The organism is Haloarcula amylovorans (genome assembly GCF_004681185.1).
Taxonomy (GTDB): Archaea; Halobacteriota; Halobacteria; order Halobacteriales; family Haloarculaceae; genus Haloarcula; species Haloarcula amylovorans.
In genome coordinates, this window is sequence record NZ_SRIF01000001.1 from 441,697 (window position 1) to 456,189 (window position 14,493).

Below are 14,493 nucleotides of genomic sequence, written 5' to 3' on the forward strand. Positions count from 1 at the left end.
TTTCCTGCCCGTCCGCCACTGCTAGACCATGTCGGACGAGGTAAATCCCTTCGAGAGTTTGCAGGAGCAAATCGACGACGCCGCCGCCTATCTCGAGTACTCGCCGGACGTGCTCGACCGATTGAAACACCCCGAGCGCGTCTTGGAGACGAACCTCTCTATCGAGATGGACGATGGCTCTATCGAGGTGGTCAAGGCGTTCCGGTCACAGTTCAACGGCGACCGCGGCCCCTACAAGGGCGGTGTTCGCTACCATCCGCAGGTCTCCCGCGACGAAGTGAAAGCCCTCTCCGGATGGATGGTCTACAAGTGCGCCGCCGTCGGCATCCCCTACGGCGGCGGTAAGGGCGGTATCAGGCTCGACCCAGGCGAGTACTCCGCCGACGAGATGGAGCGTATTACCCGGTCGTTTGCCAAGGAACTCCGCCCGCTTATCGGCGAAGACCGTGACATCCCCGCGCCGGATGTCAACACCGGCCAGCGCGAGATGAACTGGATCAAGGACACCTACGAGACCCTAGAGAACACGACCGAACCCGGCGTCGTCACGGGGAAGGCGAAAGATTCCGGCGGGAGCCTCGGTCGGGTGGAGGCCACCGGGCGCTCGGTGATGCTCACGACCCGCGAGGCGTTCGACTATCTCGGGAAGGACATCGAGGGCGCGACCGTCGCCGTACAGGGCTACGGGAATGCCGGCTCAGTCGCAGCGAAACTCGTCGAGGACCTCGGCGCGAACGTCGTCGCCGTCTCGGATTCCTCGGGCGCGGTGTACGACGCCGACGGCCTCGACACCAGCGCGGCGAAAGACCACAAGATAGAGACCGGCTCGCTCTCGGGGTACGAAGGCGCGAGCGAGGAACTCTCTAACGAGGAACTGCTGACGATGGACGTCGACCTGCTGATTCCGGCGGCGCTCGAAAACGCCATCGACGGTGACCTCGCGGAGGAAGTACAAGCGGACGTCGTCGTGGAGGCCGCCAACGGCCCGCTGACGCCGGAGGCCGACGACGTGATGACAGAGCGGGAGGTCTCCGTCTTCCCCGACATCCTCGCCAACGCCGGCGGCGTCACCGTCTCGTACTTCGAGTGGGTCCAGAATCGTCAGCGCTTCTACTGGAACGAACAGCGCGTCAACGACGAACTCGAACGGATAATCACGGACGCGTTCGATGAACTCGTCTCCACCTACGAGAACACCGACGCGCCGAGTTTCCGCACCGCGATGTACGTCGTCGCCATCGAGCGAGTCGCCACCGCCGCCGAACAAAGTGGCATCTGGCCCTGAAATCGGGCGCAATCGCCGCCTCGTCTCGAACGATGGCGGCCACGGGTATTTTGCCTTCGTCGTCCGAAAGGGTAGATATGGTCGTCTTCGAGCGAGAGGTCCGCGTGTCTGCGCCGCTCTCCGAGGTCTGGGCGTTTCATTCCACGAGCGACGGCCTCGTGGCTCTCACCCCCGATTGGATGCACCTCCGCGTCGAGGAGACGCGTGGGCCCGACGACGACCCGAACCCCGAAGTGCTCGAAACCGGGTCGATAATCATTTCCACGGCCCGCCCATTCGGTGTCGGTCCGCGCCAGCGGTGGGTCTCGGAGATCGTCGAGCGTCAGTTCGACGAAGACGAGGGCAACGCCGTGTTCCGCGACGTGATGCGAGACGGGCCGTTCCCGAAGTGGGAGCACACCCATCGGTTCCGGGCTGACGGCGACGACGCGACCATCGTTCACGACCGCGTCGAGTACGAGCTTCCGGGCGGTCCCTTCGGCCGCGCGGTGGGGCCGGTCGGTTTCCTCGGGATGGAGCCGGTGTTTCGGTACCGTCACCAGCGGACCAAAGCGCTACTGGAAGGCTGAGCGGCGGCGTTCGCACCGCCGAATCGGTCGTGTAAAAAGCCGACACAGCCGTGGCTTTATCCGACAGTGGGACCCAGTAGCGCCCATGACGGACGTACTCGTCGTCGGTGGTGGTCCCGCCGGTCTGAGCGCTGCACTGTTCACCGCAAAGAACGGGCTGGACACCGTCGTCTATGACACCGACGAGACGTGGATGCACAAGGCCCACCTGTTCAACTACCTCGGCATCGACTCGATGGACGGCTCCGAGTTCATGGAAGACGCCCGCGATCAGGTCGAGGAATTCGGCGTCGACCTCCGCGATGGTGAAGTGACTGGGGTCGAAGAAGACGGCGATAGCTTCGTCGCCACCGTCGACGGCGAGGACGTCGAAGCGCCGTATCTGGTGTTGGCGACCGGCGCGGACCGCGGACTCGCCGAGGAACTGGGTTGTGAGTTCGACGGTGACGTGGTCGACGTGAACGTCTCGATGGAGACTAGCGTCGAGGACGCCTACGCCACCGGCGCGATGTGCCGCGACCAGGAGTGGCAGGCCATCATCTCCGCCGGCGATGGCGGCGCGGCCGCCCTCGACATCCTCTCGAAGGAGGAGGGCGAGCACTTCCACGACTTCGACGTTCCGGACGACGCGTAGTGACCGACACCGGCTTCGCGGACTTCGACCCGTGGGTCGGCCTCGTCGTCGCGGTTCTCGCGGTCAGTACGAGCGCCATCCTCGTCCGGGCGAGCAACGCGCCGGCCAGCGTCGCGGCCTTCTACCGCGTGGCGATGACGACGCTCTTGGTAGTCCCGCTCGCTCTCTGGCGCGATCCCGACGCGTTTTCGAAACTCGCGCACCGGGACCTGCTGGCGGCCGCGGCGACCGGCGTTGCCCTCGCAGTCCACTTCGCCGCGTGGTTCGAGAGCCTCGCGTGGACCAGCGTCGCCGCCTCGGTGACGCTCGTGCAGTCCCAACCCCTATTCGTCGCCGTCGGCGCGTGGGCGTTGCTCGACGAGCGAATCACCCGCGGGACGACGGTCGGCATCCTACTGGCCGTTGGCGGCATCGTCGTGATGTCACTCAGCGAGCTGCTGGGCGGCGGCGTCGGCCCGCGACCGCTGTACGGCAACGCGCTGGCGCTCCTCGGGGGTGTGATGGCCGCCGCCTACGTGGTCGCCGGGCGGTCGCTCCGCCAGCGGTTCCCGCTGTTTCCGTACGTCACCGTCGTCTACGCTGTCGCCGCGGTCTGCCTGTTTGCGTTCGTCTTCGCCGGCGGCCACCCCCTCGTCGACTACCAGCCCCGCGAGTGGGTCCTGTTCTTCCTGATGGCCGTCGGCCCGGGCGTGTTCGGTCACACGGTCCTCAACTGGGCACTCGGCCACCTCGAATCCAGTCTCGTGAGCGTCTCGCTGCTCGGCGAACCCGTCGGGAGCGCGCTGCTGGCCTTTCTCTTGCTATCTGAAGTTCCGGGGACGTGGACGCTCGCCGGCGGCGTCGTGGTCCTCACGGGGATCGGCGTCACCGCGCGTTCCCGGGCCAGGGTCAGTAGCAGCACGTAGAAGGTGTCTACAACTTCTCAGATAGGGTGATATTTTCAGCCAAAAAGATGGAACCAGCTGTTCAGTAAATATGCTAACTTAATACCAAGCTACTACGCGATCGGGGCCCCGTGCTCGGCATGCCGGGAACTGAAATCTACGGTGTTCAGTTCATCCCATCCGGCGAGAGTGGCTTGTTCGTCCTCGTATACGTCAATGATATGTAGACCCGGATGGTCGAAAACAATTTCCGCGCGATCACCGAACTGCACACGGTTGAATTCCTCGCGTGTCGCCGTTGGATTGCGACACTCTCCATTCGCCCAGCAGAAACCGATGACGTATCGTACGTCGTCGAACGTCGATTCAAGACGGTCAATTAGTTCATCCGTGATTTGTACGTCAGCGACCGAAGCCGCGATGGTTTGGTACTCTTCAGCGACGCGACAATCTGGCTTGGTCTCGCCATCATATCCAGCGTAAAAGATGTTGTCACGGTAGCGCTCACCATCGTGACGCCACTCGACTTCGACGATTTTGAACTGCAAGTACCCAGTTTTCGCAATTTCTAGGTTCGTGAGGCAACCGCTAAGGGAGGAACAGAGTCCGACTCCGGAGGCCAGAACCGCTCGTCGGGAAATCATATTCTACGGTTACTATACCACTCAAATAAATGCTTCCACGCTTGTAGTTCTGGAAACCCAGATACTGGAGAATTCACTCGGGCTATGGTGAATACCAGACTATACTGAGCAAACAAGGTTTCGACAGGCTCATTTCGTTCATCTATCGGTGCCGTAACTGGCCGGGGCTTTCTGGCTGGTTGTGCCGTAGTCAAAACCGCTTGTCCGCTAACTCACTCAGCTAGCGTACTGTTCGATAGCGCCTCGGATGGCCCCCGCGTCGAAGTCATGGTCCGGGCGGATGTTGACGAAGTCTAAGAACTCGTCGGCGTCGAGCAGTTCCTCGGCGGTGTACTGCCGGGCCGCCGCGTCGACTGCCGTGTGCGCGCCGACGAGCGGTTCCAGCGCGCCCAGTGCACAAGCGATGTCGTAGGCCCGTGCGTCGGCGATGGCCTCCTCGCGGACGCTGGTCGCGTCGATGAAGTACAGTTCGTCGTCGGCGACGAGGACGTTCTCAGAGCGAAAGTCGCCGTGGGCGAGGCCGTCCTCGTGCATCCGGTGGAGGTAGTCGAACACCGTCGGCGCGTGGCGTTCGACGGCCTCGGGCGGCAGGTCGTCGAGCGTGGCGAAATCCTGCAGGTACTCGAAGACGAGCACGCCCATCCCGTTGTGCTCGAACGCTTCGATGGGTTCGGGCGCGTTCACGCCTAACTCCCGCATCCGCTCGGTCGCTTCGAGTTCGTGCTGGGCCATCTGGGCGGGGGTCCCGAAGTGCTCGAAAAAGCCCTCGGTGCCCGAAGAGAACGCGCCGATGTTCCGTCCGGTGGTCAACAGCGCGTGGACCAGCGAGTTCTGTTGGGTGATGAGTTTGACGAACCAGCGGTCCTCGACGACGAACGGCGTCGAGAGCCAGTTGTCCGCCTCCAGAAAGACGATGCGGCCAGACGACTCGCCGTAGCGGTTGAGCACCGCGCGAGCGACACCTTCCAGTTGCTCCCACGGGACTGTCCCGCGGAGGAACCGACGAAACGCCATTGGATAGGACGAGGGGAGGGCGGCGGATAGCGCTTGTGTCCGGTACCATCGTCTCCGAGACGCGGGATGGGGCCGCGACGGAGAAACTGCTACGTTCGTAGCCGTCCAAGTGAGAGCATGAGCGTCATCCTCGAGTTCTCGATTCCCGCCGCGGAATTCCAACTTGGCGAAGTTCTGTCGGGTTCGCCGGATATGCACCTCGAACTCGAACGAATCGTTCCGACCGGGGACATGGTCATGCCTTTCATCTGGGCGACCGGCGACGACCACGACACATTCGCGAAGATGGTGCGCTCTCACGTCAGAGTTCGCGAGTTCGTCGAACTAGATTCCCTCGACGAGAGCAAACTGTACCGAATCGTATGGACGGAATTTCCGACGGACCTGATCGAGGGAATCTCTAAGGCGGACGCAGTAATTCTCGAAGCCCACGGCGACGGAGAGTGGGTGTTCCGGTTACGATTTCCTGACCACGAGCGGCTCACGGTGTTTCACAACTACGTCATCAAGCACGACATTCCGATTACCGTCGAACGAACGTACACGCTGACCGAGACGACCGAGCGCGGCCATCGGTTCGACCTCTCGCAAGAACAGCGCGAGGCGCTCGTTCTCGCGCTTGACCGAGGCTACTTCGAGACACCCAGCGAAACGAGCCTCGGCGAGTTAGCCGAGGAACTGGGTATTAGTCGCCAAGCAGTTTCGACTCGAATCCGGCACGGCAACGAGAAGATACTTCGAGGAGTGCTGCTCTCGTCGGACGAGATGTACGAATGACAAAAAGGGGTTGATTGGTCAACGATAGCGCCCAACAATCGGTGACTGGTAGCCCCTACTATGGATAGTCGGCCACCCGATAGCCGTGTGTTCGAGGCCTTCGCAAACCGGTATCGCCGCCAGCTATTGCTCGCCTTGTTCACTGCCAACCCACAGAACGACGACGATATCGACCCACTCAACCTCCTGCGAGAGAGCGAGACGGAAGACGATCCCGAAGTTACGCGTGTCACTCTGCGCCATGTCCATCTCCCGAAGCTCGCCGACTCGGGATTTATCGAGTGGGACCGAGAGTCGGGCGAAATCTCGAAAGGCCCCGACTGGGAGCAAATCGCTCCGATTCTCCGATTGTTACACGAGCATCGGGACGAACTACCCGACGAGTGGCTGTTGAAGCCGCTTACGGACGAGTGAGTCCCACATGGTATTTGATGGCAGAGCGCGTAGACGACGCTATGGAGTTCGACCTCCCGGACGAGCACCGACTGATGCGCGACTCGGTGCGGGACTTCTGCGAGAACGAAATCGCCCCGATTGCACAGGACATCGAGGACGAACACCGGTTCCCCGCCGAGGTGTTCGACGAACTCGGGCAACTGGACGTGATGGGCGTCCCCATCGACGAAGAGTGGAGCGGACTGGGCGGCGACCAGTTGATGTATGCGCTGGTCTGTGAGGAACTGGGCCGCGTCTCGGGTTCGATTGGTCTCTCGTACGCGGCGCACGTCTCGCTCGGTTCGAAACCGATCGAGTCGTTCGGCACCGACGCCCAGCGAGAGCGATGGCTCGAACCGCTCGCGCGGGGCGACCATCTCGGGTCGTGGGCGCTGACCGAACCCGGGAGCGGCAGCGATGCCAGCGACATGGACACCACGGCAGTGCGAGACGGTGGTGAATACGTCTTGAACGGCACTAAGCAGTTCATCACGAACGCGAACGTCGCCGGTTCTATCCTCGTCAAGGCCGTCACGAACCCTGGCGCGGGCTATGACGGCATCTCTACCTTTATCGTCTCGCCCGAGGACGACGGCTGGGAGGTGACGACGGTGTGGGAGAAGATGGGGCTGAATGCCTCGCCGACCTGCGAACTCCAGTTCGACGACTGCCGGATTCCCGAAGACCGCTTGCTCGGCGAGGAGGGCGACGGCTGGGACCAGACCAAGCGGACGCTGAACGGCGGGCGCATCTCCATCGCCGCGCTCTCGGTCGGGTTGGCACAGGGCGCATACGAAGCCGCCAAATCCTACGCCACCGAACGCGAGCAGTTCGATCAACCCATCTCGAAGTTCGACGCGGTGCGGGACAAGATCGTCGAGATGGACCGCAAGATAGAGCGCGCTCGGCTGCTCACCCACAAGGCTGCGGCGGCCTACGACGCGGGTGACACCGACGACCTCACCCGCCTCGCCGCGCTGGCGAAACTCGACGCCAGCGAAATCTGCCGCGAGGTCGCCGAAGACGCCGTGCAGGTGCTGGGTGGCTACGGTTACACCACCGACTTCGCGCCCCAGCGGTTCTATCGCGACGCGAAACTGATGGAGATCGGCGAGGGGACCAGCGAGATTCAGCGGTTGGTCCTCGGCCGCGAACTCGGTCTCTGAGTACGGATAGTCACCGGATACGTCCCACGTTCGTCCGTTCACTACTCACCGAACGCTCCGACCAGAAAGCCTATGCGTCGAGGCACGGCCTGACAGCGCATGGGTCTGGACGTGCTGCCGCTACCGGACGAAGACACCCTCGACCAACTCGCCGGATTCACGGGCGTGGGCTGGACCACCTCTCTCTTCGGGTTTCTCACATCAGCTATCGGGTACGGCAACAGCGTCGTCACCCGGGTCGCGGCCGACCCGGTGTCGCTGCTGTACGTCGGCGTGGTGTTCTTCCTCGCGACGCTCGGGTTGGACCGCCTCGCCGGCGTCGTCGCCGAGGACTGACGCGGCGTCACGGCCGCTCACGCTCCACTCTGTCTCTCACTCCCCGTTGTTCGGAACGATAGTGACCGGCACGTTTGCCGCGTCCACGACGGCGAAGGCGGCGTTCCCCGATGCCAATCGGCCGGCGAGCCCCTTTGACTCGTGGCCCATGACGATGTGGGTGATATCGACGTCGGCGGCCACCTCCAGTAGCTCGTGGCCGACGCGGGTCCCCGGGCGCGGTCCCGACCGACCGACGTGTTCGAGCGAGACGGTCCCGACCACGGCCTCGTCGACGAGGCGCTCTCGGATCTCGTCTCGCACCTGTTTGGCGTCCGCGTCCGCGAACTCCTCGCTCACCAAGTGGACGATGTACAGTTCTTCGTCCAGTCCGCGACCGAGTCTGATGGCGGTGTCGAGAACCCCCTCGGACGTGTGGTCGTCGTCGATGGCCACGAGGATGGTCATACACGGTCCAACGGTTCCCGCCGATATAGCGATTTCCGCCCGAAGAATTTCGGCCTCGAACGGTTACGACGTGGCCTTCAGGTTGTGGACGGCGTCGAGCCAATCGACTATCTCGGCGGTGGGTTCCAGCGCCGCGACGATCTTCTCGGCGTCCTTGTACGCCATCGGCGCTTCGTCGCGGACGCTCTCGACGACGGACTCGGAGTAGACGTCGGCCATCGCGTCGGCGAACTCGTCCATGGCGACCACGTCGTGAGCCTTCCCGCGACTCATCACTCTCCCCGCGCCGTGCGGGGCGGTCCGGTGGAACTCCTCGTTGCCTTTCCCGCGGGCGAGAACCGACCCCTCGGCCATGTTGAACGGGACGACGAGCCGCTGGCCCTCGCGGGCGGGCGTCGCTCCCTTGCGGATGGTCAGGTCTCTGAAATCGATGTAGTTGTGGATCGACTGAAATCGCTCGACGGGGTCGATACCCAGCGCCGCACAGATAGCGTCGCTCATCAGCTCGCGGTTCCAGCGGGCGTACTGCTGGGCGAACAACATGTCGACGTAGTAGCCGTGGGCCTCTCGCCCTTCGAGCCAGTCGAGGTCGCTGTCTCGCTCGGTGTCGTCGCCGACGTGCGGGCCGAGCGACCCGAGCGCGTCGAAGGCGTCCTCGATGTCCTTTCCATCGAGTTCCCGGCGCAGACGGTCCTTCTCGACGTGCGACTCGCCCTTGCCGCCGGTGACCCACTCGTAGAGGTCGCTATCGCTGACCGTCTCGGGGTCGAACTTCAGGTAGTCGGCGTACTCCTCGGGAACCTCCTCGCGAATGGAGCCGATAGCCCGCCGGTCGGTGGCCTTCGACTGCCAGAACTCGGCGACGGATTTTCCTAAATACCGGGAGCCGCTGTGGATGACGAGCCAGTAGTCGCCGCTCTCGCGTGCGCAGGCGAACTCCACGAAGTGGTTGCCGCCGCCGAGCGTCCCGGCGCTCTGGATGACGTGGCCCATCCCCTGTCGCTGATCGGCCAGCACTCGCTCACACAGCGATTCGAAATACTCGCCGTCGTAGCCCCCGAAGTCGAACTCGATCGGGTCGACGCGCTCGCCGAACCGCGCTTCGAAGGCGTCGTCGAACCCCTCGAACACCTCGTTGGCTCGGTCGAACGGGAACTCGGAGACGAGGTGGGGGGCGTCGTCGTAGTCGTGGACCGACCGCCCCATCGGAACCGCCTCGCGGACGCGGCGCTCTCGCTCTCCGTCTTCGAGGGGCAGCGAGCCGCCGAGGTTCGTCGCCGCCATCCCGCAGCCGACGTCGACGCCGACGATGTTGGGGACGATCCGGTCGCCGAGCGGCATCGTGAAGCCGATTGGCGCGCCCGCACCCCAGTGCGTGTCGGGCATCACTCGGACGGGTTCGGTGAAGGCCGGGTGGTCGACGAGCGACTGTATCTGGTCGAGACAACCCGCCTCGACCAGTGATTCGTCTTCGACCATCACGCGCGCCGTCGTGTACTCGCCGGGCAGTTCCAGTGCCATTCTGTCGTGGGTACTCGGGAGCGAGGTTTGAAGCTCACGGTGGGGCGTCGCGCCGTCGCACACACCCCCACGGATATAAGTCCGGAGCCGAACACACCTATCCGAATAATTGCCTATAATTGCCCTCTCTCCCCTCGTAGGGCCATTTTCAGTTCGTGGGAACGCACTCCTGTTTATATGCACGTCTCGGTCGGAGATACACATGTGAGGTAACGATGTCCTATCAAGCAACCAACCCCCTGGCCGACGAGTTCGAACTCGGGCTGGACGGACCGCTGACGGCGTACTGGCTGGCGTTCCTGCGAGTGGTCACCGGATGGTGGTTCTTCCACGCCGGCGTGACCAAGCTCATCGAGGACGGGCTGGCCTTCACCTACGGACCGGCCTACATGCAGCAGATGACTGGCACCGCGCTGGGCCCCATCCCGGTCTGGATGGGGAACAACCTCGCGTGGCTCATCGCGCCGGGCGTCCCGCTGTTCGAGACGCTCATCGGACTGGCGCTCATGGTGGGCGCGTTCACCCGACTGGCAGCCTTCGGCGGGGTCATCTTCATGACCCTATTCTGGGTCGGCAACGCGGGGTTCGGGCACGGCCTGGTCAACAGCGACCTGATGGGCCTGCTCCTGTTCGTGACGGTGATGGTCGTCGGTGCCGGCCGGTACTACGGCCTCGACGCGATCATCGAGAAGCTGGCGTTGGTGGAGCGCCATCCCAAACTCCGCTACATACTCGGCTGACGAGGTGACAAAACATGACTACCATCATCGACAAGGCGGCCATGGCATTGAGCGGCGGACTGATGCTGCTGGGCATCGTTGGACTCGGAATCGTGGAGATGCTGGCCGGCGCGCCCTTCGGGGCAGCCCCGGTGACGAACGAGGCCGGCGAGATCGTGGCGACGCCGATGGTCGACCCGACCATCCGGACCGGTCTCGTCATCGCCGGGCTGGTCGTCCTGGGGCTGTACGCGGCCTACCGGATAGCGACCCCGGCAGACGAGACTGACGTGGCGAACCGCCACGAGACGATGGCCGACTGAGACGACGCCACGCCCCCGACACTTTTCTCGTCGCCGCGTCTCTCGTCGGATATGCTCGATGCAGGCGACCCGGCACCGGATTTCGACTTAAATGGCACCGCAGGCGAGGAGAGCGGCGCCTACCGCCTCTCCGCGGCAGCGGGTCGAGCACCCGTGCTGGTCGCGTTCTACACCGAGGATTTCTCGCCGGCCTGTACGGCCTACCTCGAAGCGCTGCGGGACACCGACTGGGGGACGCTGACCGACGCTATCGCCGTCTTCGGCGTCGCACCCGGTAATCTGGACGACCATCGGGCGTTCGCTACGGAACTCGGCCTTCCGTTTCCGCTGTTGGTCGACCACCACGGTATCGACGCGCAGTTCGGCGTCCAGCGCCCCGACGGAACCACCCGCCGGTCGGCGTTTCTCGTCGACGGGCGGTGCCGGGTGCGGTTCGCGTGGGCCGACGACCGAGACGCACCGGACGGCGACCCACCGGACCTCTCTCCGGTGCTGGACGCTGTCGAATCGCTCTAACCTCGCCACTCGTCGGCGAGCAGTCCGTAGACGTGGACGTCCTGGTAGTCCCCGTCGCGATACCAGTGCTCGCGCATGACGCCTTCACGTTCGAAGCCGACTTTCTCCAACACTCGCTTCGAGCCCTCGTTGTCGGTGACGGCCCGCGCATGGACCCTGTGGAGGCGGAGCTGCTCGAACGCGTGGTCGAGGAGCGCCTGCACCGCGTCGGTGGCGTGCCCCTTCCCCCACGCGTCGGGAGTGAGATAGCAGCCGATTTCGGCGTTGCCGGTACGCGTATCGAGGTTCCGCAAGCCGACCGTCCCAATCGAGTCGCCGTCGTCGCAGATCAAGAAGTGGACGTCGTCGGCGTCGGGGTCGGTGACCGACTCGACCCACTCGCGCTCCGCCCGCTCGGTCTTCGGGCGGGCGAACGAGAGTCCGGCGCGGACCTCGGGGTCGTTGATCGTCTCGTAGAGGAACGGCACGTCGTCGTCGCCGATGACGTTGAGCGTCACTCGCTCGCCGCGGAGGAAGATCGGACCGGGCATACGCCGATACATTCAACCGACTGACAATAGCGTTTCGACGGGGTGGTACACATTCTCATCCAGGTCGTCGGGAACGATAGGCCAAAGGCGGTCCCACTCCGCCGTCGTGGCATGGGAACGATGTTGGAGAGCCGCGAAGAACAGGCCGAGGAAGTCGTCGACCGACTCCACGAGGAGTACCCCGATTCGACCATATCCTTGAACTACTCGAACCGATTGGAGCTATTGGTCGCTGTCGTCCTCTCGGCACAGTGTACCGACGAGCGCGTCAACGAAGTGACCGCCGAGTTGTTCGAGAAGTACCAGACGCCCGAGGACTACGCTGAGGCTAGCGAAGAGCAACTGGCCGAGGACATCTACGGCATCACCTTCCACAATAACAAGGGCGGCTATCTCAAGGGTATCGGCGAGAAGATCGTCGGCGAACACGACGGCGAGGTCCCCGATACGATGGCGGAACTGACCGAGTGTCCCGGTGTCGGCCGCAAGACGGCCAACGTCGTCCTCCAGCACGGCCACGACGTCGTCGAGGGTATCGTCGTCGACACCCACGTCCAGCGCCTCTCGCGGCGTCTCGGGCTGACCGAGGAGGAGCGTCCCGAGGCCATCGAACAGGACCTCGTAGATGTCGTCCCCGAGACGGAGTGGCAGCAGTTCACGCACCTGCTCATCGACCACGGTCGCGCAGTGTGTGGCGCGCGCACGGCCGAGTGCGGCGAGTGCGTGCTGGCCGATATCTGTCCGTCCGAAAAGGGAGACAGCGAAATAGACCTCGCTAGCGGCGACCCGTGGTGATTAGCCCGGGAAGGTGACGAGACGGCCCGTGGCGTAGCCGAGGGACAGAACGAGCATGGTCCCGCCCTCGCGTCGGCCTATAGCGGCCGTAGCCGACGAACGACACATCCCTCAGGAAGACCGGTGGGCCGTCGATGCGCCCATATTCGAGCCGAGGACCGTTCCCGAGGCGACGGCGTACTCCAACCGCCGAGGACACCGAACGACGCAACGAGGTGCGTGCCGATTTCGGTGAGGTTCGTGCCGGCCGAGAGGACAAACATCTTGACGAGGTTCTCGGAGATGTCGAAATGTCGTGCCAACGCGAGAGAGGGGGTAACGGCCACGCCAGTCCCCTTCACGAGCGCGACTGTCCCGACACCGAGCGCCAACATCGTGGTCGTATCGCTACCATTCCCATGTACTCTCTCCTACTGCTCGGAACGCGACTCACCCCCCGAGATTTTGGTGAGGCCGTCACAGCACGTACCGAAGGACGAACCGAGCCACGCCGACGAGGTAGGCCAGTATCCAGAAGATGACGTAGCCGAAGACGCCGATACGCAGGCGCGAGCGCCAGTGGCTCATCCGCTCGCCGCCGATCTCGTCCATCAGCAGGTCCTCGTCGTAGTCGTTGTAGAGGTCGTGTTCGCGCTTCGCCCTGAAGATCCGGACGATGCCGGTGCCGCCGAAGAGAAGGAGTGCGTACGCCTGTAAGCCGAGGTAGGCGTGGACCGCCGAGAGGCCGCCCAGCTGGTCGACGAGGCGCGGAGCCATCCAGAACAGCATCGGGATCGTCGTCAGGACCAGTCCCGTGACGACGAACTTCAGGTGGTGCATCAGGACGCCCCAGGTGACCGGCTCGGTCTCGATTATGTAGTACGCGCCGTAGAGAAAGCAGGGCAGACTCAGCGTTACCGACACGAGCGCGACTGTGGCGACCAACCCATCCGACACCATAGCCGCTCGTTAGGACACGACGCGCTAAAACGTGCCGGATGCGGTCGGTCAGAAGGTGTAAGGCCGAGGAAATCCAAGTAGGCACGATGGCAGATACCGACTCGACGTCATCCGCGGCGGACGCCGACGAGGACCCCGGCCGAGAGTCGGCCGCCGCCTCGGCGACGGAGGACGGGCTCGGTGAGAGTCTCGACACCGAGGCACTCCGAAAGCAAGTCGAGGAGAAGTACGACTTCGACGACTTCGGCCCGGCCGATATGGCGGAGATGACCGCCGAGGAGTGGGACGTCGCCTTCGACGACGAGTCCTGGATCACCGGCGAGGAACTGCTCGACCGCGTCGCGCGCGACCTGCGCAACCGCGTGGCGAACCGGGACGTCTTCGCCCGCGTCGAGCGCCACCGCGAACCGCCGCGAGTGTTGGCGTACTCCGACGAGGGGTACGCCATCGTCTATCCCGACGGCAGCGTCGAGGGAGAAGGGACGGTGCTGCGAGACGTGAAACCGACCATCGCGCTCGCGTCGATGGACTCCTACGAGGTGCCCGAGGCGGTGCCCGACAACCCGCTTCCCGATCCCGAGGCAGTTGCGGAGGGCGGTGGCGAGCTGGGCAACTGGATGTTGCAGGTCATCGCCGGCGCGCAGTTGCTCGCTGGCATCGTCCTGCTGATCGGCGGGATGCTCGCCGTCGCAGGTGTCCTCGGCGGGCCAGGAACGAACATCGTCGCGCTGTTCGTCGCCGGTATCGCGTTCATCGGCATCGCGCTCATCCTCTTTTTCACCGTCGCCAACGCACGTCTCTCCGATAAGTTCCGCGCCGAGGAGTATCGCGACCGGCTCAGAGCGGTCGGTCTCGAAGACGGCGAGCGACCCGACTTCGTTCCCGAACTCGACACCCAGAACGGACGGGACCACACGGAGAGCGACGAGACCGACGAAGTCGGTGTATGACGGTGCCTG

At 63.9% G+C, this 14,493-nt stretch carries 19 protein-coding genes; 13 read left to right on the plus strand and 6 right to left on the minus strand.

Annotation, left to right across the window (positions count from 1 at the left end; translation table 11 throughout):
- Positions 1-28 precede the first annotated feature (28 nt).
- The 4 genes from E4S61_RS02180 to E4S61_RS02195 all read left to right on the plus strand — a co-directional run bounded on the left by E4S61_RS02180 (position 29) and on the right by E4S61_RS02195 (position 3,393).
- Positions 29-1,285 (plus strand): Glu/Leu/Phe/Val family dehydrogenase, encoded by a 1,257-nt coding sequence (locus tag E4S61_RS02180; protein WP_135302263.1) that lies wholly within the window; start codon positions 29-31, stop codon positions 1,283-1,285.
- Between the two features lie 77 nt (positions 1,286-1,362).
- Positions 1,363-1,854 (plus strand): SRPBCC family protein, encoded by a 492-nt coding sequence (locus E4S61_RS02185; RefSeq protein ID WP_135302264.1) that lies wholly within the window; start codon positions 1,363-1,365, stop codon positions 1,852-1,854.
- Between the two features lie 85 nt (positions 1,855-1,939).
- Positions 1,940-2,488 carry an NAD(P)/FAD-dependent oxidoreductase gene (locus E4S61_RS02190; protein ID WP_135302265.1) on the plus strand — a complete coding sequence of 183 codons (549 nt, stop codon included), beginning with the start codon at positions 1,940-1,942 and terminating at the stop codon, positions 2,486-2,488.
- The gene (locus E4S61_RS02195) at positions 2,488-3,393 is read left to right on the plus strand and encodes a DMT family transporter (RefSeq protein WP_135302266.1); all 906 of its coding nucleotides are present in this window, start codon (positions 2,488-2,490) and stop codon (positions 3,391-3,393) included. The genes E4S61_RS02190 and E4S61_RS02195 overlap by 1 nt, the downstream gene beginning before the upstream one ends.
- A 92-nt stretch (positions 3,394-3,485) precedes the next feature.
- Here E4S61_RS02195 and E4S61_RS02200 read toward each other — a convergent pair whose 3' ends face one another.
- Together E4S61_RS02200 and E4S61_RS02205 are read right to left on the minus strand one after the other, a co-directional pair.
- Positions 3,486-4,016 (minus strand): hypothetical protein, encoded by a 531-nt coding sequence (locus E4S61_RS02200; protein WP_135302267.1) that lies wholly within the window; start codon positions 4,014-4,016, stop codon positions 3,486-3,488.
- 216 nt (positions 4,017-4,232) lie between these two features.
- Positions 4,233-5,030, minus strand: a complete 798-nt coding sequence (locus tag E4S61_RS02205) for an RIO1 family regulatory kinase/ATPase domain-containing protein (RefSeq protein ID WP_135302268.1) — start codon at positions 5,028-5,030, stop codon at positions 4,233-4,235.
- 117 nt (positions 5,031-5,147) lie between these two features.
- Between E4S61_RS02205 and E4S61_RS02210 the strand changes: the two genes are divergently transcribed.
- The 4 genes from E4S61_RS02210 (at position 5,148) to E4S61_RS02225 (ending at position 7,744) form a co-directional block, all read left to right on the plus strand.
- Positions 5,148-5,807 (plus strand): helix-turn-helix domain-containing protein, encoded by a 660-nt coding sequence (locus tag E4S61_RS02210; protein ID WP_135302269.1) that lies wholly within the window; start codon positions 5,148-5,150, stop codon positions 5,805-5,807.
- Positions 5,808-5,867: 60 nt separating this feature from the next.
- Positions 5,868-6,221, plus strand: coding sequence for a DUF7344 domain-containing protein (locus tag E4S61_RS02215; RefSeq protein WP_135302270.1), 354 nt, complete (start codon positions 5,868-5,870; stop codon positions 6,219-6,221).
- A 41-nt stretch (positions 6,222-6,262) separates the two neighbouring features.
- The gene (locus E4S61_RS02220; protein WP_135303260.1) at positions 6,263-7,408 is read left to right on the plus strand and encodes an acyl-CoA dehydrogenase family protein; all 1,146 of its coding nucleotides are present in this window, start codon (positions 6,263-6,265) and stop codon (positions 7,406-7,408) included.
- Between the two features lie 99 nt (positions 7,409-7,507).
- Complete coding sequence (locus tag E4S61_RS02225; RefSeq protein ID WP_135302271.1) at positions 7,508-7,744, plus strand: hypothetical protein; 237 nt, start codon at positions 7,508-7,510, stop codon at positions 7,742-7,744.
- Positions 7,745-7,780: 36 nt separating this feature from the next.
- On the opposite strand, the gene E4S61_RS02230 is transcribed toward E4S61_RS02225, so the two are convergent.
- Both E4S61_RS02230 and E4S61_RS02235 read right to left on the minus strand, forming a co-directional pair.
- Positions 7,781-8,191, minus strand: coding sequence for a universal stress protein (locus E4S61_RS02230; protein WP_135302272.1), 411 nt, complete (start codon positions 8,189-8,191; stop codon positions 7,781-7,783).
- Between the two features lie 63 nt (positions 8,192-8,254).
- A complete protein-coding gene (locus E4S61_RS02235; protein ID WP_135302273.1) occupies positions 8,255-9,712 on the minus strand; it encodes an RtcB family protein in 1,458 nt (485 codons plus the stop codon).
- Between the two features lie 215 nt (positions 9,713-9,927).
- On the opposite strand from E4S61_RS02235, the gene E4S61_RS02240 reads away from it, so the two are divergent.
- The 3 genes from E4S61_RS02240 to E4S61_RS02250 are packed head-to-tail and all read left to right on the plus strand — an operon-like array spanning position 9,928 to position 11,270.
- Complete coding sequence (locus tag E4S61_RS02240; protein WP_135302274.1) at positions 9,928-10,452, plus strand: DoxX family protein; 525 nt, start codon at positions 9,928-9,930, stop codon at positions 10,450-10,452.
- Positions 10,453-10,466: 14 nt separating this feature from the next.
- Entirely contained in the window at positions 10,467-10,754 is a 288-nt protein-coding gene (locus E4S61_RS02245) for a hypothetical protein (protein WP_135302275.1), read from the plus strand.
- Between the two features lie 51 nt (positions 10,755-10,805).
- On the plus strand, positions 10,806-11,270 hold the full coding sequence (locus tag E4S61_RS02250) for a redoxin domain-containing protein (protein ID WP_135302276.1): 465 nt from the start codon (positions 10,806-10,808) through the stop codon (positions 11,268-11,270).
- Here E4S61_RS02250 and E4S61_RS02255 read toward each other — a convergent pair.
- Complete coding sequence (locus tag E4S61_RS02255) at positions 11,267-11,800, minus strand: GNAT family N-acetyltransferase (RefSeq protein ID WP_135302277.1); 534 nt, start codon at positions 11,798-11,800, stop codon at positions 11,267-11,269. The genes E4S61_RS02250 and E4S61_RS02255 overlap by 4 nt on opposite strands.
- Positions 11,801-11,911: 111 nt before the next feature.
- Between E4S61_RS02255 and nth the strand changes: the two genes are divergently transcribed.
- On the plus strand, positions 11,912-12,595 hold the full coding sequence (nth, locus tag E4S61_RS02260; RefSeq protein WP_135302278.1) for an endonuclease III: 684 nt from the start codon (positions 11,912-11,914) through the stop codon (positions 12,593-12,595).
- A 456-nt stretch (positions 12,596-13,051) separates the two neighbouring features.
- Here the strand turns inward: nth and E4S61_RS02265 are convergent, their stop codons facing one another.
- The gene (locus E4S61_RS02265) at positions 13,052-13,534 is read right to left on the minus strand and encodes a DUF7321 family protein (RefSeq protein ID WP_135302279.1); all 483 of its coding nucleotides are present in this window, start codon (positions 13,532-13,534) and stop codon (positions 13,052-13,054) included.
- An 86-nt stretch (positions 13,535-13,620) separates the two neighbouring features.
- Between E4S61_RS02265 and E4S61_RS02270 the strand changes: the two genes are divergently transcribed.
- Complete coding sequence (locus E4S61_RS02270; RefSeq protein WP_135302280.1) at positions 13,621-14,484, plus strand: DUF7319 domain-containing protein; 864 nt, start codon at positions 13,621-13,623, stop codon at positions 14,482-14,484.
- Positions 14,485-14,493: the final 9 nt, after the last annotated feature.

What these genes read in the sequence shown, in the direction of transcription:
- E4S61_RS02180 (WP_135302263.1), top strand. Translation starts at nt 29, where the DNA reads ATGTCGGACGAGGTAAATCCCTTCGAGAGTTTGCAGGAGCAAATCGAC.
- E4S61_RS02185 (WP_135302264.1), top strand. Translation starts at nt 1,363, where the DNA reads ATGGTCGTCTTCGAGCGAGAGGTCCGCGTGTCTGCGCCGCTCTCCGAG.
- E4S61_RS02190 (WP_135302265.1), top strand. Translation starts at nt 1,940, where the DNA reads ATGACGGACGTACTCGTCGTCGGTGGTGGTCCCGCCGGTCTGAGCGCT.
- E4S61_RS02200 (WP_135302267.1), bottom strand. Translation starts at nt 4,016, where the DNA reads ATGATTTCCCGACGAGCGGTTCTGGCCTCCGGAGTCGGACTCTGTTCC.
- E4S61_RS02205 (WP_135302268.1), bottom strand. Translation starts at nt 5,030, where the DNA reads ATGGCGTTTCGTCGGTTCCTCCGCGGGACAGTCCCGTGGGAGCAACTG.
- E4S61_RS02210 (WP_135302269.1), top strand. Translation starts at nt 5,148, where the DNA reads ATGAGCGTCATCCTCGAGTTCTCGATTCCCGCCGCGGAATTCCAACTT.
- E4S61_RS02215 (WP_135302270.1), top strand. Translation starts at nt 5,868, where the DNA reads ATGGATAGTCGGCCACCCGATAGCCGTGTGTTCGAGGCCTTCGCAAAC.
- E4S61_RS02220 (WP_135303260.1), top strand. Translation starts at nt 6,263, where the DNA reads ATGGAGTTCGACCTCCCGGACGAGCACCGACTGATGCGCGACTCGGTG.
- E4S61_RS02225 (WP_135302271.1), top strand. Translation starts at nt 7,508, where the DNA reads ATGGGTCTGGACGTGCTGCCGCTACCGGACGAAGACACCCTCGACCAA.
- E4S61_RS02230 (WP_135302272.1), bottom strand. Translation starts at nt 8,191, where the DNA reads ATGACCATCCTCGTGGCCATCGACGACGACCACACGTCCGAGGGGGTT.
- E4S61_RS02235 (WP_135302273.1), bottom strand. Translation starts at nt 9,712, where the DNA reads ATGGCACTGGAACTGCCCGGCGAGTACACGACGGCGCGCGTGATGGTC.
- E4S61_RS02240 (WP_135302274.1), top strand. Translation starts at nt 9,928, where the DNA reads ATGTCCTATCAAGCAACCAACCCCCTGGCCGACGAGTTCGAACTCGGG.
- E4S61_RS02245 (WP_135302275.1), top strand. Translation starts at nt 10,467, where the DNA reads ATGACTACCATCATCGACAAGGCGGCCATGGCATTGAGCGGCGGACTG.
- E4S61_RS02250 (WP_135302276.1), top strand. Translation starts at nt 10,806, where the DNA reads ATGCTCGATGCAGGCGACCCGGCACCGGATTTCGACTTAAATGGCACC.
- E4S61_RS02255 (WP_135302277.1), bottom strand. Translation starts at nt 11,800, where the DNA reads ATGCCCGGTCCGATCTTCCTCCGCGGCGAGCGAGTGACGCTCAACGTC.
- nth (WP_135302278.1), top strand. Translation starts at nt 11,912, where the DNA reads ATGGGAACGATGTTGGAGAGCCGCGAAGAACAGGCCGAGGAAGTCGTC.
- E4S61_RS02265 (WP_135302279.1), bottom strand. Translation starts at nt 13,534, where the DNA reads ATGGTGTCGGATGGGTTGGTCGCCACAGTCGCGCTCGTGTCGGTAACG.
- E4S61_RS02270 (WP_135302280.1), top strand. Translation starts at nt 13,621, where the DNA reads ATGGCAGATACCGACTCGACGTCATCCGCGGCGGACGCCGACGAGGAC.